The organism is Desulfonatronum parangueonense (genome assembly GCF_054656975.1).
The window spans coordinates 1,949,109-1,970,962 of the sequence record NZ_BAAHXH010000003.1; the positions used below are offsets into that span (position 1 = coordinate 1,949,109).

The 21,854-nt window shown below is 55.6% G+C and carries 19 protein-coding genes; 18 read left to right on the forward strand and 1 reads right to left on the reverse strand.

Annotation, left to right across the window (positions count from 1 at the left end):
• Positions 1-399 precede the first annotated feature (399 nt).
• The 6 genes from ACYQ15_RS08985 to ACYQ15_RS09010 all read left to right on the forward strand — a co-directional run bounded on the left by ACYQ15_RS08985 (position 400) and on the right by ACYQ15_RS09010 (position 7,406).
• Positions 400-891: an RrF2 family transcriptional regulator gene (locus tag ACYQ15_RS08985; protein WP_459937181.1), complete on the forward strand. Its 492-nt coding sequence runs from the start codon at positions 400-402 to the stop codon at positions 889-891.
• A 96-nt stretch (positions 892-987) separates the two neighbouring features.
• On the forward strand, positions 988-2,226 hold the full coding sequence (gene sqr, locus ACYQ15_RS08990; RefSeq protein WP_459937182.1) for a type III sulfide quinone reductase, selenoprotein subtype: 1,239 nt from the start codon (positions 988-990) through the stop codon (positions 2,224-2,226).
• A gap of 18 nt (positions 2,227-2,244) precedes the next feature.
• On the forward strand, positions 2,245-2,892 hold the full coding sequence (locus tag ACYQ15_RS08995; RefSeq protein ID WP_459937183.1) for a helical membrane plugin domain-containing protein: 648 nt from the start codon (positions 2,245-2,247) through the stop codon (positions 2,890-2,892).
• 278 nt (positions 2,893-3,170) lie between these two features.
• Complete coding sequence (locus ACYQ15_RS09000) at positions 3,171-3,524, forward strand: response regulator (protein ID WP_459937184.1); 354 nt, start codon at positions 3,171-3,173, stop codon at positions 3,522-3,524.
• Between the two features lie 69 nt (positions 3,525-3,593).
• Positions 3,594-5,540: a response regulator gene (locus tag ACYQ15_RS09005; protein WP_459937185.1), complete on the forward strand. Its 1,947-nt coding sequence runs from the start codon at positions 3,594-3,596 to the stop codon at positions 5,538-5,540.
• A gap of 9 nt (positions 5,541-5,549) precedes the next feature.
• Positions 5,550-7,406: a PAS domain S-box protein gene (locus tag ACYQ15_RS09010; RefSeq protein WP_459937186.1), complete on the forward strand. Its 1,857-nt coding sequence runs from the start codon at positions 5,550-5,552 to the stop codon at positions 7,404-7,406.
• A gap of 100 nt (positions 7,407-7,506) precedes the next feature.
• On the opposite strand, the gene ACYQ15_RS09015 is transcribed toward ACYQ15_RS09010, so the two are convergent.
• Positions 7,507-9,591, reverse strand: a complete 2,085-nt coding sequence (locus ACYQ15_RS09015) for a molybdopterin-dependent oxidoreductase (protein WP_459937187.1) — start codon at positions 9,589-9,591, stop codon at positions 7,507-7,509.
• 392 nt (positions 9,592-9,983) lie between these two features.
• Between ACYQ15_RS09015 and ACYQ15_RS09020 the strand changes: the two genes are divergently transcribed.
• The 12 genes from ACYQ15_RS09020 (at position 9,984) to ACYQ15_RS09075 (ending at position 21,791) form a co-directional block, all read left to right on the forward strand.
• Positions 9,984-10,364, forward strand: a complete 381-nt coding sequence (locus ACYQ15_RS09020) for an NADH-quinone oxidoreductase subunit A (protein WP_459937188.1) — start codon at positions 9,984-9,986, stop codon at positions 10,362-10,364.
• Complete coding sequence (locus tag ACYQ15_RS09025) at positions 10,340-10,894, forward strand: NADH-quinone oxidoreductase subunit B (protein WP_459937189.1); 555 nt, start codon at positions 10,340-10,342, stop codon at positions 10,892-10,894. The genes ACYQ15_RS09020 and ACYQ15_RS09025 overlap by 25 nt, the downstream gene beginning before the upstream one ends.
• A complete protein-coding gene (locus ACYQ15_RS09030; protein ID WP_459937190.1) occupies positions 10,884-11,411 on the forward strand; it encodes an NADH-quinone oxidoreductase subunit C in 528 nt (175 codons plus the stop codon). The genes ACYQ15_RS09025 and ACYQ15_RS09030 overlap by 11 nt, the downstream gene beginning before the upstream one ends.
• Before the next feature lie 9 nt (positions 11,412-11,420).
• On the forward strand, positions 11,421-12,581 hold the full coding sequence (locus ACYQ15_RS09035; protein ID WP_459937191.1) for an NADH-quinone oxidoreductase subunit D: 1,161 nt from the start codon (positions 11,421-11,423) through the stop codon (positions 12,579-12,581).
• Positions 12,578-13,549: an NADH-quinone oxidoreductase subunit NuoH gene (gene nuoH / locus ACYQ15_RS09040; protein ID WP_459937192.1), complete on the forward strand. Its 972-nt coding sequence runs from the start codon at positions 12,578-12,580 to the stop codon at positions 13,547-13,549. The genes ACYQ15_RS09035 and nuoH overlap by 4 nt, the downstream gene beginning before the upstream one ends.
• Positions 13,546-14,100 carry a 4Fe-4S binding protein gene (locus tag ACYQ15_RS09045; protein ID WP_459937193.1) on the forward strand — a complete coding sequence of 185 codons (555 nt, stop codon included), beginning with the start codon at positions 13,546-13,548 and terminating at the stop codon, positions 14,098-14,100. The genes nuoH and ACYQ15_RS09045 overlap by 4 nt, the downstream gene beginning before the upstream one ends.
• The gene (locus tag ACYQ15_RS09050; RefSeq protein ID WP_459937194.1) at positions 14,100-14,615 is read left to right on the forward strand and encodes an NADH-quinone oxidoreductase subunit J family protein; all 516 of its coding nucleotides are present in this window, start codon (positions 14,100-14,102) and stop codon (positions 14,613-14,615) included. The genes ACYQ15_RS09045 and ACYQ15_RS09050 overlap by 1 nt, the downstream gene beginning before the upstream one ends.
• Positions 14,616-14,623: 8 nt before the next feature.
• A complete protein-coding gene (locus ACYQ15_RS09055) occupies positions 14,624-14,932 on the forward strand; it encodes an NADH-quinone oxidoreductase subunit NuoK (protein ID WP_092120450.1) in 309 nt (102 codons plus the stop codon).
• A gap of 35 nt (positions 14,933-14,967) precedes the next feature.
• Positions 14,968-16,476, forward strand: coding sequence for a complex I subunit 4 family protein (locus ACYQ15_RS09060; protein ID WP_459937195.1), 1,509 nt, complete (start codon positions 14,968-14,970; stop codon positions 16,474-16,476).
• A 51-nt stretch (positions 16,477-16,527) separates the two neighbouring features.
• Positions 16,528-18,630 (forward strand): NADH-quinone oxidoreductase subunit 5 family protein, encoded by a 2,103-nt coding sequence (locus tag ACYQ15_RS09065; RefSeq protein WP_459937196.1) that lies wholly within the window; start codon positions 16,528-16,530, stop codon positions 18,628-18,630.
• A 62-nt stretch (positions 18,631-18,692) separates the two neighbouring features.
• Positions 18,693-20,318, forward strand: a complete 1,626-nt coding sequence (locus tag ACYQ15_RS09070; RefSeq protein ID WP_459937197.1) for a complex I subunit 4 family protein — start codon at positions 18,693-18,695, stop codon at positions 20,316-20,318.
• Positions 20,319-20,378: 60 nt separating this feature from the next.
• A complete protein-coding gene (locus ACYQ15_RS09075) occupies positions 20,379-21,791 on the forward strand; it encodes an NADH-quinone oxidoreductase subunit N (RefSeq protein ID WP_459939563.1) in 1,413 nt (470 codons plus the stop codon).
• Positions 21,792-21,854: the final 63 nt, after the last annotated feature.

Below are 21,854 nucleotides of genomic sequence, written 5' to 3' on the forward strand. Positions count from 1 at the left end.
GATTCGTTATCCTCTATTTCATGATCACCAATCCACTCAACCTCCCGCCCCCCGCCGATTTTTTCCGCTTTGTTTCCACATCTTCCCCCGCTTGACAGCATTTTACCATCTGGTCTAAGAGAATTTTCGATTTGCGACAAAAACAATATGGATTAAAATAAACCAGATTAATTTAGCAGTGTATACTGACATCTGGACTCGCACCCTGAGCAAATAAACAAGGTCATTGGTCCGGAATCCAACAAATATAGTGGATTAATGTTCTAAATTAATGATTCCTATTGCAGGCTTCATCACGTGCCGTTTTCCATAAACTTGACAAAATCAATTTAGATTAATCTAGTCAACAATTCGAGTCGTCATTCGTCACGAACTAACTGATTGACAGGAGTAATTAACGTGCAGTTATCCAGCCGTGCGAGGCATGGCACCCGCCTCCTTATAAACCTTGCCCAGTCCAATAGAAATGTCCCCAAAAGGGCCGCATCAATTGCAAAAGATCTTGGCATTTCCCTGAAATACCTTGAGAAAATTCTAAAGCCCTTAAGAAAGGCCGGAATGGTCAAAGGACTGCGTGGTCCCGGTGGTGGCTACTTTCTTCACCGAAACCCCAATGAAATCACTCTTGGCGGAATTGTTCAGGCCCTTGACCAAGACCTTTGTCTCTCATGCTGCATGCAACCTGGAAATTGCAGTTCCATGGACTCATGTGGGGAACCATCCTTGTGGGATGATTTGAACTCCGCCTTGCAGAACAAACTCAACTCCATCACCTTGTTCGGGATGATCCAGCCTAACAACAGCTATCGCGACAACACTTCTTTTCAGCCTTTCTCACAGGCTCTCGGCCCAAACAGCACGACAAATCTTGAGACAGCAAGAGTCGCATGACTCAAATCCGATCTCTGGCTGTCGGCAGCATCAACGGATCCTATCCAGTCTTTTATTTACCCATATAACCATATTTTATCAAAGGAGTTCCAGATCATGAAAAAACTGCTCATTCTTGGTTCCGGTTCCGGCGGGACCATGGTTGCCACTAAAATACGCGAAAAACTTCCGGAAAAGGAGTGGGAGATCACGGTCATTGATCGCGACTGGCAGCATCATTATCAAGCCGGATGGCTCTTTGTTCCTTTCGGAGTTTACACCCTGGACGATTGCATCAAGCCAAAAGCGGACTTTGTTCCCAAGGGAGTCAAGCTGGTCATGGATTCCATTGAATCCATCGATCCTGTAAAAAAGACCGTAAAATGCAAGAACGACTCCTATTCGTACGATTGGGTCGTTGTAGCCACGGGCTGCCGCATCGCGCCGGATGAAGTCGAGGGCATGATGGACGATTGGGGCGGCAACATTCAGAATTTCTACACCCCGGACGGTGCGGTAGCTCTGTTCAAAAAGTGGAAGAACATGAAGGAAGGGCGCATTGTCCACCACATCGCGGAAATGCCCATCAAATGTCCCGTGGCTCCACTGGAATTCGTCTATCTCGCCGACTGGTTCTTCACCATCAATGGTGTACGCAAAAACATCGAGATCGAACTGGTCACTCCGCTGACCGGCGCCTTTACCAAGCCTGTTGCCGCCGAGATCCTCGGCAAGGTCTGCGAGGACAAAAACATCAAGGTCACCCCGAACTTCGTGGTGGACAACGTCAACGTTGGCAAGAAGACCATTGAGTCCGTCTCCGGCGAGGAAGTGCCCTACGACCTGCTGGTGGCCATCCCACCGAACTTAGGACAGGAGGTGATCACCGACTCCGGGATGGGCGACGCCATGGGCTACGTGGAAACGGACAAGCACACCCTGAAGGCCAAGAACTTCGAGAACATGTACGTCATCGGCGACGCCACCAACGTGCCCACTTCCAAGGCTGGCAGCGTTGCCCATTATCAGTCCGACATCGTGGTGGACAACCTGGTCCGCGAAATGGAGGGCGAAGAACCGCGTCCGGACTTTGATGGCCACTCCACCTGCTTCATTGTATCCGGGTACGAACAGGCCTACCTGATCGACTTCAACTACGAAGTCCAACCTCTTCCGGGCAAATACCCCTTCCCAGGGATCGGGCCGTTTTCCCTACTCGGCGAATCGCACATGAATTACTGGGGCAAGATGATGTTCAAGTGGGTCTATTTCGACATGATGCTCAAGGGCAGTGAACTGCCTCTGGAACCGCAGATGTTCATGGCCGGAAAAATGCGTCACTTGGCCAAAGCCTAACCCGGGAGGTTCATGCAGATGTCCAAAGAAGACCTCATCCTCAAACGGCTCGACGAGATCGAGGCCAAGGTCGCGCTGGTGCACGAACGCGCCGTGGCCGCGCAGAATCTCAGGCGGGAACTCCAACCGGTCATGAATGACGCCTTCAAGCTGATGCTCCATGAGCTGGGCGACGTGGAGACCGGATTTCAACTGGAGGACTCGTTCGAACTGCTCAAGACCATGATGCGTAACGTCAAGAACATCACCTATACAATAAAACAGCTGGAGAACGTCATCGACCTTTGGCACACCTCCGAGCCCTTGCTCAAATCCACGGTCCCCAAGGCCATAGCCTATCTCGACGACCTTGAACAAAAGGGAGTTTTTCGGACCTATCAGGCCATGCTTGGCCTGCGTGCAAAAGTGGCCCAGGAGTACGGCCCCGAGCAGATCGAGGAAATGGGCGACGCCTTCGTATTCTTGATCGGCATGCTCAGCAAGCTCTCCGATCCCAAGGTCCGCCACATGATCGAAAAAGCATCCGATGCCTTTACGGAACTGGATTTGACGGATGTTCAGCCCACCGGCATGTTCGGCATGATGAAAGCCATGTCCAGTCCGGAAGCCAAGCAAGGATTGGGCGTCATGGTCGAAATGACCAAGACCCTCGGCAAATTGAAGTAATTCATTTCGGCGACGGGAGTCGATTCGCGACTCCCGAGTCGTAATTGATATGGAAATATTCGTAGCTATTCAGCTCATTCGATAAAACCTGAACTGGATACCGGCCTTCGCCGGTATGACTGACTCGAGAGACGGCATTTGAAAAAGTCATTCCCGCGAAGGCGGGAATCCAGGCCATGCTTGTCGCAAGTTTTTGAACAGCCACTTTTCCCTGCTCAAGTTGAGCAGTTCACATATTCATCCCGCAGCGTACCTTCACTCAAGAAAAGGAGATCTGCATGACTAAAAAAATTCTTATCGTCGACGATGATCCGGAAATTCTGGATTACCTTACGGAATTGTTCCAGGACGAGGGATACCGGACAGTAGCCGCGCTCAATGGCGTGGAAGGTCTGGAGAAAGTCCGCGCCGAACAACCGGACCTGATTACTCTGGACATGGACATGCCTGAAAAAGGCGGGACAAACTTCTATGCCGGGTTGCGCAAGGATGATTCCATCCGCGATATCCCCGTGATCGTGGTCAGCGGCGTGGGGCCGCGGCCGCCGGTGCTGACCAAGGACGTTCCAACCGTATCCAAGCCCATTGACAATGCGAAGCTCCTGCAGCTCGTCGCGGACATGATTCGCTAGCCAACACTTGTTTGCGGCCGATGTTCGTCTTAATTGTCGGCCGCAAACATTCCTCCTTTCGGAAAATCAATGAACACCCACACACCCCGCGACATGCTGACCGCACTGATCGTGGACGACGAGCAGGATATCCGCGAAATGATGGCGATCCTGCTCAAGGAACTCGGCTTCGCAACCATCCTCGCTGCCGACGGCTTCAAGGCCATTGAGGTTTTCCAGCGCAGCAGGCCTCACATCGTGCTCACGGACATCAAGATGCCCGGCAAGGACGGCATCGCCGTGCTCAAGGAAATCAAGTCTTTCAGTCCGGAAACCGAGGTGATCATGATTTCCGGGCACGGCGACATGCATCTGGCTATCCAAAGCCTCAAGCACGACGCCGCGGACTTCATCACCAAGCCTGTCGATGAAGAACTGCTGGAAATCGCCCTGGGCAAAGTGTCCGAACGTATCCGGCTGCGCCGACAAGTCCGCGAGCACACTGAAAACCTGGAACAATTGGTCCACGAAAAATCCGCGGCCCTGGTGGAAATGGAGCGAAAGCTGGCAGCGACCCAGATCATGGAAGGCATGGGCCGGGCCTTGACCATCCTGGCCGCTGATCCCGCATCCGGAGACTATTTCCCAGAATTACCGTTTTATGTCGCCATCCATGACGCCAAATGCCAAGTCGTGACCACCAATGAAGGCTATCGCGACCGCTTCGGCGACCGCTCCGGGCTGGCCAGTTGTGGCGTTTACGAACGTTGCGGCGAGCAGGGATGGAAAAGTCCGGTGCGCGAAGCCGCCGAGGCCCGGGCCAGCATCCACCGTCACGAGACCATGGTCGCCACGGACGGAACCGTGCTGCCGGTAATGGCTTATGTCTCTCCGGTCATCGGCACGGCTGGCGAACTGGAACTGCTGCTGGAAATCGCCGTGGACGTCTCAGAAATGCGCCGACTTCAGGCTGAACTGTCCCACACCCAGCGCAAATTCGAATATTTCTTCAACATGGTGCCCTGCGCCATTACCGTACAGGATCGCGATCTTTGTGTCGTGGAAGCCAACGAGACATTTCGCCGGGACTTTGGCGACCCCTCGCGGCACACCTGCCATGAGTTATATAAGCACCGCGAAGACCCTTGCGACGATTGCCCGGTTCTTGCCACGTTCGAGGACGGTACTCCGCACCAGTACGAAACCGTTGTCACCCCCCTGGCCGGCGATCAACGCAACATTTTAGTCTGGACCGCACCCCTTACTGACGCTGGCGGCGACGTGAGCCACGTCCTGGAAGTGGCCACGGACATCACACAGATCCGCCAATTGCAGGACCATCTCGCATCTCTTGGGATCATGCTCGGTTCCATGTCCCACGGTGTCAAGGGTTTGCTTATGGCCATCGACGGCGGTGCCTACCGAGTGGACAAGGGGTTGGAAAAGGGTGACCTGGAGAGGGTCGCCGCGGGCTGGAAAACCGTTCGCCACAGGCTGGATCACATGCGCCGGACCGTGAAGGACATCTTGTACTACTCCAAGTCCCGCGAACCGAACCTCGCCCCGCACGTCCTGCACAGCGTTGCCGAACATCTGGCCGAAACCGTTTCCGCCAAGGCGAGCAAGTCCGGAATCCTCTTTCAAACGGATTTTTCTCAAGCGGATGGCCAAATCCTGATTGATGACGTCGCCTTTTACTCGGCCATGGCCAATATCCTGGAAAACGCCGTGGATGCCTGCCTGTTCAACCGCAACGCCGCGGAACACCGGATCGATTTTCGCGTTGCCCGAGCCGACGGTCACGCCGTGTTCACCGTCCGGGACAACGGAATCGGCATGGATCAAGAAACCATGGATAATATGTTCACCCTGTTCTTCTCCTCCAAAGGGGCCCTGGGCACGGGAATCGGCATGTTCGTCGCCCATGAGATCATCTCCAGGCACGGCGGCAACATCACCGTGGACTCGGCTCCCGGCAAAGGCACGACCTTCCGGATTGCCTTGCCTATGGCCGTGTCGCCAAGCCAATCCCCATAGCCAACGGCCATGCCTACCTCCACTAGAGACCGCCTCCACATCCTTTCTCGCTCCCTGACATTCCGTCTCTGCCTGCTGATGGCCTTGGGCCTGCTCGCTCTCATGGCCATGCACTTCTTGCTGGTCCTGACCCGGCCCGAACACATCTCAGGTGTCTTCGGGGCTATTCGCGAGTTTCTTATAGTCTTGCCAGTGGCCCTGCTGATCATGCTCGCTTTCGGGATTGTCATCTCCCGCAGACTGACCAATCCTTTGGCCAGAATCTTGGCCCCTTTGGAAAACAAATCGCAAGGCGCAGCCTGGGTGCCTTTAGACGTGGACAAGGCCGGAGAATTTCGGGAACTAGCCGCCACGGTGAACGCCATAGCCGATTCTGTACGTCAGCGCCGTCTGGAAATGGACGACCTGCTTTCCATGTACCAGAGTCTGTTCGATGGCGTCCCGTGCTTGATCACGGTTCAAGACCGGAATTTGCGCCTGATGCGCTATAATCGTCTGTTCGGAGAGCAGTTCGGCGCCAAGCCCGTGGAGAAATGCTACAAGATATACAAAGGTCGCAACGAAAAGTGCGTGAATTGCCCGGTGGAGAAAACCTTTGCCGACGGCAAATCCCACACCACCGAGGAAACGGGTTTTTACAAGGACGGCAACCCGGCCCACTGGATCGTGACCACGGCACCCATCCGGGACAGTAGCGGCAAGGTCACCGCGGTGATGGAAATGTGTCTGGACATCACCCAACGCAAACTTCTGGAACAAAAGCTCAAAAAGTCCGAACGAAAATATGCCACCATCTTCGACAACATTCCCGTGGCCGTCTTCGAACTGAACGCCTCAACCCTGGACATCCGCAACTGCAACCGCAAGATGCCGCAGCTCTACGGCTATTGCAAAGGAGAGGTGATCGGAAAATCCTTCACCATGTTGTTCGCGCCGGATTCAGCTGACGCCCATATCGAAGCTTTACGGGGCCCCCAACACATCTCCCAAGCCAAGCACATGGACAAGGACGGAGACGAATTCTTCGTGTCCATCGATATTGCTCGCACCACTCTGGACGGCAAGGACATCCTGTTGGCTGTGGTCATTGACGTCACGGACCGCATTCGCGCCGAGCAGCAGGTCATTCAGTCCAGCAAAATGGCCACCCTGGGGGAAATGGCCGCCGGCGTGGCCCACGAATTGAACCAGCCCTTGGCCGTCCTGAAAATGGTGGCCAATTACTTTTTGCGGAAAGCCCACCGAGGGGAATCCCCAGATCTAGACGAACTACGAACCATGACATCTAAAATCGTGAACAATGTGGCCCGTGCCACCAGGATCATCGAACATATGCGGGAGTTTGGCCGCAAACCGAACCTGGAGAGCACGGAAGTGCTGGTCAACGACGTCTTGCGCCGGGCCTGCGATTTCTTCAGCGAGCAGCTCAAAATCCGGGACATATCCGTTGATTGGGAACTTGACCCAAACCAGCCCCCGGTACTGGCCGATCCGAACCGCCTGGAACAGGTGTTCATCAACCTGCTGGTCAACGCCAGGGACGCCATAGAGGACAAATGCACGACCAAGGAGTGCATGCCCGCGGATCGGATCATCACCCTGCGCACCCGTTCCAACTCCAGAAACGTGATCGCTGAAGTCGTGGATACCGGCCCTGGCATCGCAAAGGACGTGGTCGGGCGGATCTTTGAACCGTTTTTCTCCACCAAGGAAGTCGGCCGCGGCACCGGCCTCGGCCTGTCCATCTGCTACGACATCGTCACGGACTACGCCGGAACCATCCATGTAGTTTCTAAGCCCGGCCAAGGGGCCCGCTTCGTCGTCACCCTCCCCATCGCCGGGACCATGCGGAATGGGACGAAGTGAGTCCGCAACAAACAAATTTTCCCTCCTCCACGAAAACAAAACGGCGGCCCCCTGGGGGCCGCCGTTTTGTTTTCGTTCATCTATGCGGTCCAAACTTTGATCAAATCTTGCGCACCCTGACGAAATGCTCCTGCATGGCGATGCCGCCGCCGGCAGGATCCCATTTCTCCAATCCACCTACCATCAACCGGTGATCAGCAACGCCTTTCCCGCGCGCCCTGGTTTCAGCAGGAACGCCGTCGTCGAATCCGTGAACCATGAAAACGGCCTCCGGATGGATGAAGTCGGTTACAAAAGCCTTGATCTTGCCTGAATACCCGTTGTTTCCCGCCACATGGACCAGATCTCCGTCTGCAATGCCCAATTCCCCGGCCCGCTGACGGTTGATCCAAAGCACGTTGACCGGCATTTGCTCATGGAGAATCGGATTGTTCATGGTGTGCCCCTGGGTGTGCACTCCGCACCGACCGAAGGTAATTCGGAACTGATCCCCCTGCGGTGTTTCCTTGTCCTCATACGGCTTAAGCGATGGCACACCGCCCTTCTCCAGCTTTTCGGAAACGATTTCGATGGTCCCCGAAGGAGTCTTGAACTTCAATTTATCCCGGTCGTGGTAGATCGGCTTGTCTGCCAACGAGACAAATCCCTTGGCATCGAAGTCCTGAGGGCTGACTCCGGTATCCTGAAGTTGATAGGACCAGATGTCCTCAATGGAGTCGAAAGCCAGCTTTTCCATGCCCATGGCGCGCGCCAAACCGGCCAGGATTTCCCAGTCCGCCTTGGTATCGTAGCGTGGCGCCACGGCGCGCTGACGAACAAAGAACTGCGGCTTCAAGCCCCCCTTGGACGCGATGATGCTCTCGCGTTCAAGGTATGGGGACATGGGCAAAACCACGTCCGCATTCCAGGCCGTTGCCGACCAGGAGAATGTTATTGCCACCAGCAAGTCCAGGTTCGCGAAGATCCGCTTCTGTGCATCCGGGTCAGGCATGGCCTGCATCGGATCGTGTCGACAGGCGAAATAGGCCTTCACCGGATAGGGGTCGCCACTTTCGATGGCCTTGAAAGCCAGATGAAGCAAGCCAGGGCCGGCATCGAAATGGGTATGTTTCCAACCGACGCCGTCGGCGCGCTTGCCTTCCGGTTTTGGAAACAGGTCAGCCAGCGCCTTCAATCCCTTGCGCCCGCAATCCGCCGGCTTGGCTCCGATGGCCAAGCCTCCCTTGCTGCCGATACTGCCCAGAAGGGCATTGATGACGTAGGCCGTTCTGGCAACATAGAATGAGTCCTGATACCTGGCGGCCATCCAGCCAGGGTGCCAGATCACGGCCGGCTTCGCCTTGGCCAGTTCCGCCACGAAAGCCCGCAGTTCTTTGGGCTTGACGCCGGTAACCGTCTCGGCCCACTCCGGAGTGTACTCACCGATGAAGCTCTTCAGTGCATCGAAGTTGGAAACATATTTCTTCACGTATTTCGTATCATAGAGATTTTTTTCAATCAGCTCATTGATGACCGCCAAATTGAAGGCATAATCCGTTCCTGGGCGGATCTGGAAAAATCGATGCGCTTTCCCAGCGGTGATGGTCGCCCGAATGTCAATGACCGTCAGCTTGCAGCCATCGGCCATTCCATCCAGCAGGTTGTTCACCTCCGCCACGTTGATTGCCTCGAAAATGTTCCGGGTCTGCAGGACGACATGCTTGGCGTTCTTGAAGTCGTAAACGAAATCCGTCCGACCGTAGCCGGTCACGCTCTGGGCCGCGTGATGCACGTTCCGAGCGCAGGAAACATCGTGATTGCTGTAGTTTACGGATCCGATGCCTTTCATGAACGCCTTATACATATCCACGAAGGGACCGGAACGATCCGACCACAGTACGGCGTTGGGACCATGGCTCTCAACCACGCCCTTGAGCTTCTCCGCCACATGGGCATACGCCTCCTCCCATGTCGCCTTGCGCCAGCGCCCCTCGCCGCGCTCGCCTTCCCGAATCAGCGGATGACGAATCCGATCTGAATCCTTTATGAGGCCTGGTCCGGCACCGCCGCGAGCGCAGAGCGCCCCCTTGAGTGGTGAGTGAGGGTTGCCCTGGATGAACGTTACCTCATCGCCGTCCACGTCCACCTGGATGGGGCACCGGACTGTACACATACCGCAGACACTGAAACAACTCGTTGTGGCCATACTTCTTCCTCCATTGTGCAATTCCGTACTGCCTGCTGGACAATAGCGGATGGTTCGGATCAACCAGTAAAGCTGATAAAATACGTCGGACCAAAGAGAAATGTTGCAAGGCAATCCCGACCAATGAAGTCGGGATTACAATATCTTCGTCACACTACAGAAAACCGGAAATCAACGCAACAGGATATTGAGATTGAGAAAAAAAAAACAATCATTTTTTTGCTTGACAATGATTTTTCTTTGATGTTTATGTTTGCCTAAACATTCTTGAGTACAAAAAAATCCTTTTTAATCCATGTTATTTATGGACCAGTATCCATTTTCTGCACACGGCACTTTACAATTTGGCGAGCCAAGAGCTTGATAATAATTCATCCAAGGAAGATACACATATGAGTCTTTCATGGCTGCATGTTTCCATTCTTCTGTTTTTTGTTTCAGGAGTTCTTTTTGCTGTTGCTCCTTTTATAGCTTCAATGTTGCTTGCAACAAGAGCCAAATCTCCCGCGTTGTACACTCCATATGAATGCGGAATGGATCCGTATGGATCTGCGTGGACCAAATTTGGCATCAACTACTATTTTTACGCCTTGTTATTCCTTGCCTTCGATGTCGACGTGCTCTTTCTTTTTCCCGTAGCCACGGCCTATGCGGATGGTGAAGGATTGGTGCCATTTATCAAGCTGCTCATTTTCATTGTCATCCTGTTGTCATCAGTGATTTTTTTCTGGAAAAAGGGAGTCTTCACATGGCCCAAGAGAATCAGGTTTTAGGCATTCTTCCTGCGGATACGGAGACGGAAGCGCCCGTCATCAATTTTACGCTGTCCCAGAAAGCTCTGGACCTGTGTCGAAGCATGTCCCTGTGGCCCATGACCTTCGGCCTGGCTTGTTGCGCCATCGAAATGATGGCCATCGGGATGGCGAGGTTCGACGTTGCCCGGTTCGGTGCCGAAGTTTTTCGGCCATCGCCTCGCCAGTCAGATCTGATGATCGTCGCGGGAACGGTTTCTATAAAAATGGCTCCCTTGCTCGTCCGCCTGTACGAGCAAATGCCCGCCCCCCGCTGGGTCATTGCCATGGGCAACTGCGCCATTTCCGGCGGACCGTTCCGTTTCGAGGGACAATACGGAATTGTCGAGGGCGTCAACAAACTGGTGCCGGTGGACGTTTATGTTCCCGGTTGTCCGCCTCGCCCGGAGGGCCTGCTTGAGGGTCTCTTCCAGTTGCAGCAAAAGATCACCAAGAAGCGATGGTGGCCGATGCCTGAAACAGATTCCGTTGGAGCCGAACATGTCCGCTGAACATTCTGTTGCATCCATTTTTCAAGTTGCCGGGGACTTGCCGGTACAGTCCGGATATCGCGCCGACCTGTTCCTGGCCCTTGATTCCCTGGTGGAGGCTTCGCGAATCCTGAAGCAAAACGATTATTTTATCGAGAACATTACCTGTCTCGAACTGGTTGAGGGTCTTCTGCTCGTATACCACTTCAACCACACCCAAAACCCGGGCAGAATCTGTCTGCGTGTGATGATCAACCATGAACATCCCGAGGCGCCCACAATCAGCGACATTTACGCCGGCGCCAACTGGCATGAACGGGAATGCTTCGATTTTTTCGGCATCACCTTCACCGGGCACCCCAACCTGTTGCCCCTGCTCCTGCCGGCGGATTTTTCGGGAGATCCGCCGTTGCGCAAGAAGCAAGGCAAGCGTTGCGACCTGCACCAGTTGTTTCCAGGAAGATCCCATCTTCCGCTCACGGTCCAGGATCCGGAATTTATTCGCTCCGTGACCGCGAAGCCGCAAACCACTCCCTAGGAACGCCTCATGACTCTGGACTTACGTTTGGACAGCACTGGCGATTTCTACGCCCAAAAATTCCAGCCAGACCTGCGCAAAGACCGGCTCATCTTGAACATGGGCCCGCAACACCCTTCCACGCACGGTGTTTTGCGCGTCCTGCTGGAGGTCGACGGCGAGTATATCGTTCGCGCGGAACCGGTACTCGGCTATGTTCACCGGATGCAGGAAAAGATGGGGGAAACTCGCACGTATCCTCAATACCTGCCGAACATGGGACGGGTTGACTATCTGCATGCCTTGGCCTGGAATTGGGCCTATGTCGGCGCGGTGGAACGGTTGATGGGCCTCGAGGTTCCCCAGAGAGCCGAATATATCCGGGTCATCACCTGCGAATTGAACCGGATCAAATCCCATCTGCTCTGGTGGGGGGCATACCTTCTGGACCTGGGAGCGTTTACCCCGATCATGTACGCTTTCGCCGATCGGGAGCGATTGATGGACATCCTGCAAAGGATCACCGGCTCTCGACTGACCTTCTGTTATTACCGATTCGGCGGCGTCAGCACGGATGTGGACCAACGCTTCGTGGAGGAAGTCCGGGCTTTTTGTCTTGATTTCGACGAACGTCTGAAGACCTTCAAGGACCTGGTTACGGACAACATCATTCTGCGCAGCCGCGTGGAAGAGGTGGGGGACATATCACCGGAAGTCTGCCGGAGCTACGGCGCCACTGGTCCAGTCATGCGCGGCTCCGGCATCGGATACGACGTCCGCCGGGCAGAACCCTACTCGGTCTACTCGCAGTTCGACTTCCAGGTTCCCGTGTACGATCAGTGCGACGCGCTTGCGCGGTATATGGTGCGTATGGATGAAATGAGCCAGAGCGTGTCCATCGTGCTCCAGGCTCTGGATGCACTTCCGACAGGCGATCATATCCACCCGTTGGCTCCTCGTCGCCCATGCCCTCCTCCTGGCGACGCCTATTTCAGCGTCGAAAGCGCCCGTGGACAGGTCGGCGTCCATCTGGTCAGCCATGGTGGCGAATCACCGTACCGACTGAAGCTGCGATCACCGAGCTTCTCAAATCTCAGTCTGCTCTCGGAAGTCACTGAAGGCTCCCTGATCTCCGACGCGGTGTCCACCCTGGGCAGCCTGGATCTCGTCATCCCGGAGATAGACAGATGATGGAACTTTTTCCCACGCAACTGATCGTTATTTTTGTCGGTCTGGCCGCAATCATGGCCTTTGTCGGCCTCAACGGGTTGGTGCTGGTCTACCTGGAGCGCAAGGTGGCCGGTTTCATTCAGCGCCGCCCCGGTCCCTACGAGGTTGGTCCCTACGGCCTGCTTCAACCTCTTGCAGACGGCCTGAAGCTGGTGGGCAAGCAGATGTTCACGCCGGCGTGCGCGGACAAGTGGCTGTACTGGCTGGCCCCGATCCTTTCCCTGGCTCCCGTGCCGGTGGCTTTTCTGGCCGTTCCCTTCGGGCCGAACCTGCACATTCTGGACATCAACGTCGGTCTGGTCCTGATCCTGGCTTTTGTCGGCCTGAATGTCCTGGCCATCTGCCTGGCCGGGTGGAGTTCCCAGAACAAGTACGCCCTGCTCGGCGCCGCCCGAAACATCTCCCAGTCCGTAGCTTACGAGATTCCCCTGCTGCTCTCGGTCCTGCCCATTGTCTTCATTACGGGCTCCCTGAATCTCTATGAAATCTCCGCCGGCCAAGGCGCCTGGCCATGGCAATGGCACATATTGACGCAGCCTGTGGCCTTCGTGATCTTCTTTCTCTGCGCTCTGGCCGAAACGAACCGCGCCCCCTTCGACCTGCCCGAGGCCGAAAGCGAACTCACTGCCGGATTTCACACCGAATATTCAGGTATGGGTTTCGGCGTCTTTTTTCTGGCCGAATATGCCTACATGATTATTGCCTGTTCCGTGGCCACGGTCCTGTTTCTTGGCGGCTGGAACGGCCCTGTTGTCGCCGGATGGTGGTGGTTCCTGGCCAAGGTCTACTTCCTGCTGATCGTGATGATGTTTTTCCGCTGGACCTATCCGCGAGTTCGTTTCGACCAGCTCCTGAACCTCTGCTGGAAATGGCTGATACCTCTTGCAACGATCAACCTGCTGATCACGGCACTGGTGATTGCCTTATGATAAAAACTCTGCGCGATGCCATGACCGGCGCATGGAGCATGCTGGTCGGGCTGAAAGTGACCACGTACAATTTCTTCCAGCCTACGATAACCGTTCATTATCCCCGCAAGACGGTGGATACTCTGGAAGGCTTCCGGGGGCATATCGAAATGGTCTGTACCGAGGAGGACCCGCTTCGGCCCAGATGCATCGCCTGCGGAGCCTGCGCTCAACTCTGCCCTTCCAGCTGCATCACGGTGCGTGGACAGCGAACGGTTTCGGATTCGGCGATTCTGCCGCCCCATCCCGACATCTTGGCTCTGCCGCTGGAATTCCGAAAAAAAGTCAGTCACCCAGTGGAAATGCATCGGGAACCGGAATCTTTTCACCTGGACTACAATTACTGCAGCCTCTGCGGCCTCTGCGTGCAGAATTGTCCTGCCGGAGCGATCCGTTTTTCCAGTGATGTCTATCTGGCCAGCGAGCAGCTGGAAGATTTTCAATATGACCTTCTCGCCCGGATGCGTGCCCAGGCCGCCCCCCGCACCCAGGGCGAACCCAAGGAGTCGTGATGCCAAGCCAAAGTCTCGCCTATGCGGTCATGTTCGGGCACATCGCCTTCATCGTCGTGGGAGCCCTGATGACCGTGCTTTCCCAGAATCTTGTCCGGGCTCTGCTGGGGCTGATCATGACGCTGTTCGGCGTGGCCGGGTTGTTTTTCATGATGAACGCGCCCTTTGTCGGCCTGATGCAGATCCTGATCTACGTCGGCGCGGTGAGCATCCTGATCTTCTTTGCCATCATGCTCACCCAGTCCTGGTCCACGGGAGACGAGTTCCGCGGCGGATCGCGAAAACGTCTTGTTACGGCAACCCTGACCGCCCTTGCTCCGGCCTTGTTTCTGGGTTTGACGATCATCTACAAGGCCCCGGAGTCCATGCTCGTGGCCGAAGAAACCGAGGTCAAGGCACTGGGTCGGTTCCTTCTGGAACCCTACATCCTGCCGTTTGAATTGATCTCCCTGCTGTTGACGGTGGCCATGGCCGGAGCCGTGATTCTCGGTTTTGAGCGGAGGAAACAGCGATGATTCCTGAAATGAGCCCGATGACCATCTATCACCTGGTGGCCCTGTTTCTGCTCTGTACCGGACTGTTCGGCGTCATCTACCGCCGGACCCTGGTGGGCATGATCCTCGGGATTGAATTGATGCTCAACGGAGCGGGGCTGAGCATCATGGCCTCTGCCCAGCTCACTCCGACACCCAATGAAATAGGGCAGGTCGGAACCTTGTTGGTGATGGGCATAGCGGCCGCGGAGGCCACCTTGCTCCTGGCGATCGTACTCGTCGTCACTCGACGCTTCAAGGGCGTGGAGGCCGCACGGTTGGCCACCATGCGTGGATAGAACAATAATACGCCCATACCCCAAGGATTCGCGAAATGATGCCGTTCATTCTTCTGCAGACAATTCTTGTACCAGCCCTTGTCTCCCTGGTCATCCTGCTGTTGCGATATCAGATCGGCAGAAAGGCCGGTTGGGTGGCCGTCATGGGATTGATGTACACCACCGTTCTTCTCGTGATGGCCATGATCGAGATCTATCACGGCAACACTATCGTTGAAAAATACGTTCTTCTTTCCGCTCCAGCAATCAGCATTCATTTGCTGGCCGACGGACTCAGCATTTCCATCGCCCTGATCTGCAATCTGTTGTGCCTCGCCTTATGTACGTATTCCATCAAGTACATCGATCACCGGATCGAACTTCTGTATCCGGAACTCGATGAGCGGGGACAGGTCAACTATTTCACCTCGTTCTTCTATCTCCTGATGCCTTTTCCGGTTGGGTTCATGGGCGTCAGTTTTGCCGCTGACCTTGTCCTGATGTACTTTTTTCTGGAAGTCCTGACCCTCTTCCTGTTCTTTCTGATGGCCTATTTCGGCTACCAGGACCGGGTCAAGGTGGCCGTGATGTGCTTCATCTGGGGGGTTTTCTCCGCGCTGTTCTTCCTTGGCGGCGTCGTGATCATCTACGCTCAGGTGGGATCGTTCCAGATGGACCAGATCCATCTGCTCTCCGGCCACCCCCTGGCCTTCTGGGTCATTTTGCTGGTACTGATCGGCTTTTTCGCAAAGTTGGCCATCGTTCCACTTCATGTCTGGATGCCCTGGGTCCATGCCGAACATCCCACATGCATCGCGGGTCTGCTGGCGGTCTACGCCAACATTGCCGCCTACATCATCGTCCGAATGCTGGTCCTGCCCCTGTGGGACGATTTCCAGGTCTTCGGGCCGCCGATCATGATCTTCGCCGTGATCACCATGGTCTATGGTTCGCTCCTGACCCTGGCCCAAACGGACATGAAACGCATCCCGGCCTGCTCCACCATCAGTCAGAGCGCCTATTCCATGCTCGGAATCGGGGCCTTGACCGCCGCGAGTATCGAGGGAGGCCTGTTCTTCTTCCTCAGTCACATCATGGGCAAGACCGTCTTCTTTTCGGCCTGCGGCCTCGTGGTCTACACCACCCATATCCGGAACATTCATCAACTGGGCGGATTGGCCGCCAAAATGCCCCTGACGGCCCTGCTCTTTCTGTCCGGCGGCATGATGCTGGCCGGCATTCCGCCCTTCAGCAGCTTTGCCGCGGAAGTGGTGATGTTTGCCGGAATTTTTGAACGTGGCGACAACATCGGTCTGGTCATCGGCATCATCGGCCTCATCGCCATCCTGTTGACCATCTCCTATGCCGTGCATTTCACCAGGGTCATCTTCTTCGGACCGCTTCCGGAAAAGCTGTCCAACGATCCCCATCTCCGCGATCCATCCTGGGTCATGACCGCGCCCCTGATCGTCATCATTCTGGTTTCGGCGGCCCTGGGGCTCTATCCTTCCTTGATCATGAATCTCTTTGAACCGGTTATCAGCGGATACCTGGCGAACATGTAGCGACGTCTGGAAACAGGACAAACCACTCACCCTAACATGAATGGACTTGCGATGGACATCCAATTTGCCTGGCTCTGCCTGACGATTCCGCTCCTCGGCGTACTCGCGACCCCCCTTCTGGGCCGCATCAGCACCACGGTGATGACGTACGGAGCAGTTTTTTTCTCTTTCCTCACCGCGCTCAGCGCCGTGATGATGCTCCCGCTTCTATTCACCGCGGAAATGCTCCCGCTGGAGTCCAAGGTGCTCTGGCTGAACACGCCGATCACCATCACCTTCGGAGTGCTACTGGACCCGCTGAGCATCATCGTGGCCAACGTGGTCGCGGTGATCAGCTTCTTCATCATGGTCTACTGCATCGGGTACATGAAGGGCGATCCCGGGATCATGCGCTTCTGGATGCTCATGAACGCCTTTATCGGCAGCATGCTGCTTCTGGTGCTTGCCGACAACCTGATCATCATCTTCATCGGCTGGAAGCTGGTGGGCCTGTGCAGTTACGGCCTCATCGGATTCTATTACCGGGATGACCGCAAGTACTGGATCGGCGGTCCTGAACCCTACTCCTTCGACAAGCCTTCGGCATGCGGGGTCAAAGCCTTCATCGTCACCAGCGTCGGCGACATGCTCATGCTCGGCGGCATCCTGATCGTCTATTTCTATGCCCGCACCTTCAACATCCTCGAGTTGTACCAGACGGCGCCGGAATGGATCCCCCTGATGGCCCAAACCCCGTGGATGATCGTGCTGGTCAGCATCCTGCTCATTGCCGGTCCCGTGGGCAAATCAGCCCAGTTCCCGCTCCACGAATGGCTTCCTGAAGCCATGTCCGGACCTGGCCCGGTTTCCGCGCTGATCCATGCCGCCACCATGGTCAAGAGCGGCGTCTTTTTGATTGCCCGGTTCATCCCCATCTTCTACTACGGCTACTGGACGGCCGGAGTGGAGGAAGCCATGTACTTCTTCCTGATCGTCGCCTGGATCGGCGCCATCACCGCCTTTCTGGCCGCCAGCCAGGGCCTGGTTGCCCTGGAGCTGAAAAAAGTGCTGGCATATTCCACGGTCAGTCAGATCGGCTTCATGATGCTGGCCATGGGCGTTGCCGGTTTCAGCCAGGACCTGCTGGTCAAGGGTTACATGGCGGGAACCTTTCACCTGGTCAGCCACGCCATGTTCAAGGCCTGTCTGTTCTTGTGCGCTGGCACGGTGATCCATGCCGTGCATTCCATCTATATCCATGAAATGGGCACCTTGAGAAAATTTCTGCCCTACACATGGCTGTTCATGGGCCTGGCCACCCTCTCCCTGATCGGCGTGCCTCCACTTCCGGGATTCTGGAGCAAGGAAGCCGTTTTGTACGCCACTCTGGAGTCACAGAACTATACCCTGCTCGCCATCGTCCTCGTTACCGTGGTCTTCACCGCGTTCTACTCCACGCGATATTTCGGGATGATCTTTCACGGCAAGGCCTCGGACCATGTCCGCAAGGAGACGGAAAAGCCGCATCATCATGTAGGCGAGGGGCTTCTGCCTCAGACCTTCGCCTGTGGCGCACTGGCTGTCGGCCTCGTCGTTTTCGGCCTGCTCGGCCCAAAAGCTGAGCACGCATTGTATGCCCTGTTCAACACCCAGCTCGTTTCCGGTCTCGGATTGATGGCCGGAGAGGGCATACCTGTCTTTCCCCCCTCCCTCGTCGTCGGTCTGTCCATCGGCAGTGTCGTTATTGGTGCGATCCCGGCCTATTTCTTCTATGTTTCCAGATCATGGAACGTGAACGCGTTTCATGAGCGTTCAGGCGTTCTCAGGGTCCTGCACACCTTTTTGTGGAACAGGTGGTACATCAACAGCCTGTTCAACTGGATTTTCGTGCGCGGCGTAATGCGGGCGGCCGCCATCGTCCGCGACCGGCTCGAGGTGGCCGCGGACGGCGCCATCAACCAGAAAATCCCTGCTTCCGTCTTCTCATTGGCCAGCCTTTCCAACTGGTTCGACCAGAAAGCCATCGACGGCGTTGTGGACGGAACGGCCCACAACTTTCGAAACACAGGCACGGCAATGTCCCAGCTGCTCACGGGCAGGATCCAGGATTATCTGGCATTGGCCGTTGTTCTCGCAGTACTCATCGGCGGAGCCACATGGCTGATGATCCGCTAGGCTTCCTCACCCACGAGACGCATATGCAACCTGAACTCACACCGCTCCCGGAGTAGCCGATCATGCTTCACGCAGACTTTCCCGTGCTCAGCGCCTTGATTTTCTTCCCCCTCGCGGCGGCAATCGCCCTGGTCTTTCTGCGCAAGGACGAGACGATCCGATATGCCACTCTGGCTGTGGGAATTCTTGAATGCCTCCTGCTTTTGCCGCTCCTGGCCTTTGACCTCTCCACGGCCGACTTCCAGTTCGTGGAACAACGGACATGGATCGAGGCATGGAACATTCAGTACTATCTCGGCATCGACGGCATCAGCATCCTGATGATCGTGCTCACGGTCGTGCTGTTGCCCTTGTGCGTGCTCTGCTCCTGGCGCTACATCGGCGATCGGGTCAAGGAATTCCATATCTGTCTGCTGCTCATGACCACGGCCTGCGTGGGCGTGTTCTGCGCCCTGGACTTTGTCCTGTTCTACATCTTCTGGGAAGCGATGCTCGTGCCCATGTTCCTGCTCATCGCGGTCTGGGGCGGCGCCCGGCGCAGGTACGCCTCCATCAAGTTCTTCCTCTACACCCTGGCCGGAAGCACCCTGCTTCTGGTAGCCATCGTGGCCTTTTTCATCGCGGGAGGAACCTTTGCCATTCCCGAACTGATGGAACAGCGCTTCGGGCTTCATTTCCAGCAGCTGACCTTCCTGGCCATGGCCATCGCCTTTGCCATCAAGGTGCCCATGTTTCCGTTTCACACATGGCTTCCGGCAGCCCACGTCGAGGCGCCCACCGCCGGCTCCGTTCTGCTGGCTTCCATCCTTCTCAAAATGGGAACCTACGGCTTTTTGCGGTTCTGTTTGCCCATTACCCCCGCTGCAAGTGAATTCTTCGCGCCATTGATGATCGTTCTGGCCGTCATTTCGATTATCTACGGTTCATTTGTCGCCATCGGGCAGCAGGACATGAAAAAACTCATCGCCTACTCCTCCGTGGCCCATATGGGGTTCGTCACCCTGGGCATTTTTGTTTTCGCCTTCCAAGGGGTCGAGGGCGCCATCATGCACATGGTCAACCATGGAATCATCACCGGCGCGATGTTTATGCTGGTCGGCCTGTTGTACGAACGCAGCCACAGCCGCGAGATTGACGACAATCTCGGGCTGAGCAGGCATCTGCCGATCTATACGGGCTTTTTGCTGCTCTTTTCCCTGGCCGCCTTCGGCTTTCCGGGAACCAACGGTTTCTTCAGCAAGCTGCTGGTGCTGATCGGCGTCTTCGAGGCCAGCTATCTCCTGGGCGTTCTGTTCATCATCGGCTTGCTTCTTGGACTGGCCTATCTGATGCGGCTCTTGCTGGCCGTGGGCTGGGGAACGCCCGCCAAAGGGGCCGAATGGAAGGACGTCAATTCAAGGGAATGGGCCTATCTGCTCCCCCTGCTCGCTCTTGTCTTTTATCTTGGTCTGGCGCCCGGGCGTGCCCTGAACATCATGGGACCGTCCATCGAAAATCTGTTGCACAACTTTGAACATCATCGTTTTGTCTCCGAAGAGTACCAGGACTCACGGCAACGTCCTCACCAGGTCTTGATCCAGCCGAACATGGTCCCTGAAAACAACATGGTCCCTGAAAACAACGTGGCCCCGATGGAACAATCCAAGGCCCCGAACGCAGTTCACCTCACCGCTCAACGGACGAATTGAACCACCACCAGCGATCCCTGTAGCGCTGGATTACGGATACGCAAGAGGAGACACGCCTTGCTGAACTTCACCCCTTCCCTGATCATTCCGGAACTGTACATGGTTGTCCTCTTGATCGTCCTGTTCGTGCAGACCGTCACGGACAAGATCAAGGACAGGACCGACTGGTTGGCCTATGCCTCCCTTGGCGGCGTACTTATTGCCGCGCTGTCCCTGGAACAGTCCGGCATGATGTTCTACGATTCATACCAAATTGACGGGTTATCCCAATTCTTCAAGCTGATTGTCCTACTCGGGCTGGCAATATGCGTTATCAACGCCCTTCGGAACAACTCCCTGGGCAAGACCAACAGGGCGGATTACTTTTTCTTCATGTTCATGAGCGCCTTCGGCCTCATGCTCCTGGCCAGCACCGTTGAACTTTTCACACTGTATATTTCTCTCGAATTGGCATCCTACAGCCTGTACATTCTGCTCCCCCTGCGCAACGACAACCCCCAGGCCGTTGAAGGGGCCATCAAGTACGCCCTCTTTGGAGCCGTGGCCACGGCCATCGGCTTGTTCGGCGTGTCCTACATCATCGCGGGGCAACATACGACGTACCTGCATGAACTTGCGACCATGAACTGGTCTTTTGCCGAACAGCCCATGGCGCTTGTCGGTCTGGGTTTGTTCTCTCTGGCTTTCCTGTACAAGCTGGCCTTGTTCCCCTTCCATTTCTGGGCGCCTGACGTTTACGAGGGAGCCAGCAATGAGACTGCCGCTTTTGCGGCAACCTTGCCCAAGGTCGGGGCCATTGTCGTTCTTGTGCGCCTGATGAGCCTGGAACCGGGCGTTGAGATAAAAATCATTCTGGCAATCTTCGCAATATTTTCCATGACCTTGGGCAATCTGCTCGCTCTTCGCCAGACCGATCTGAAGCGTCTATTGGCCTATTCCAGTGTCGCCCACGCGGGTTTCGTGGTTATGGGACTTGTGGCGGGCGGCGTTTATGGGCTTGCCGCCGCGTCCTACTATGCCTTGGTTTATGTGGTCATGAATCTGACCATCTTCTGGGTGATCACCCGGCTTGCGGATGACGGGCGCAATATCCAGCTTCACGATCTGAAAGGACTGCATCGCAGTTCACCATTACTGGCCTTTGTTCTTGCCGTGGCTGCCTTTGGTCTGGTTGGGCTTCCACCCACGGGGGGATTCACCGGCAAACTGTTTTTGCTTAATGCGGCCTGGGGAGCAGGATTCCACCTTCTCGTCGTCATAGCGGCGCTCAATACGGCCCTCGCCATCTTTTATTATTTGAACATGGTGCGTCATGCCTATACCATGGACCAGGATTCCCCCACCTCCATTCAAGGGACCATGATCGGCGCGACCGTTGCCCTGGCACTTGCCTTGGGAGTATTGTTCCTGGGATTGATGCCCCAGGGGCTTTTTGATTTGCTGCTGCAGGCCAGCAATGCGTTGCTGCTGTAAGCAATACGGATGCATCAAGGGCAAACGCAATCTTTCCACAGGATATTACAGCTTAGAAGCAAA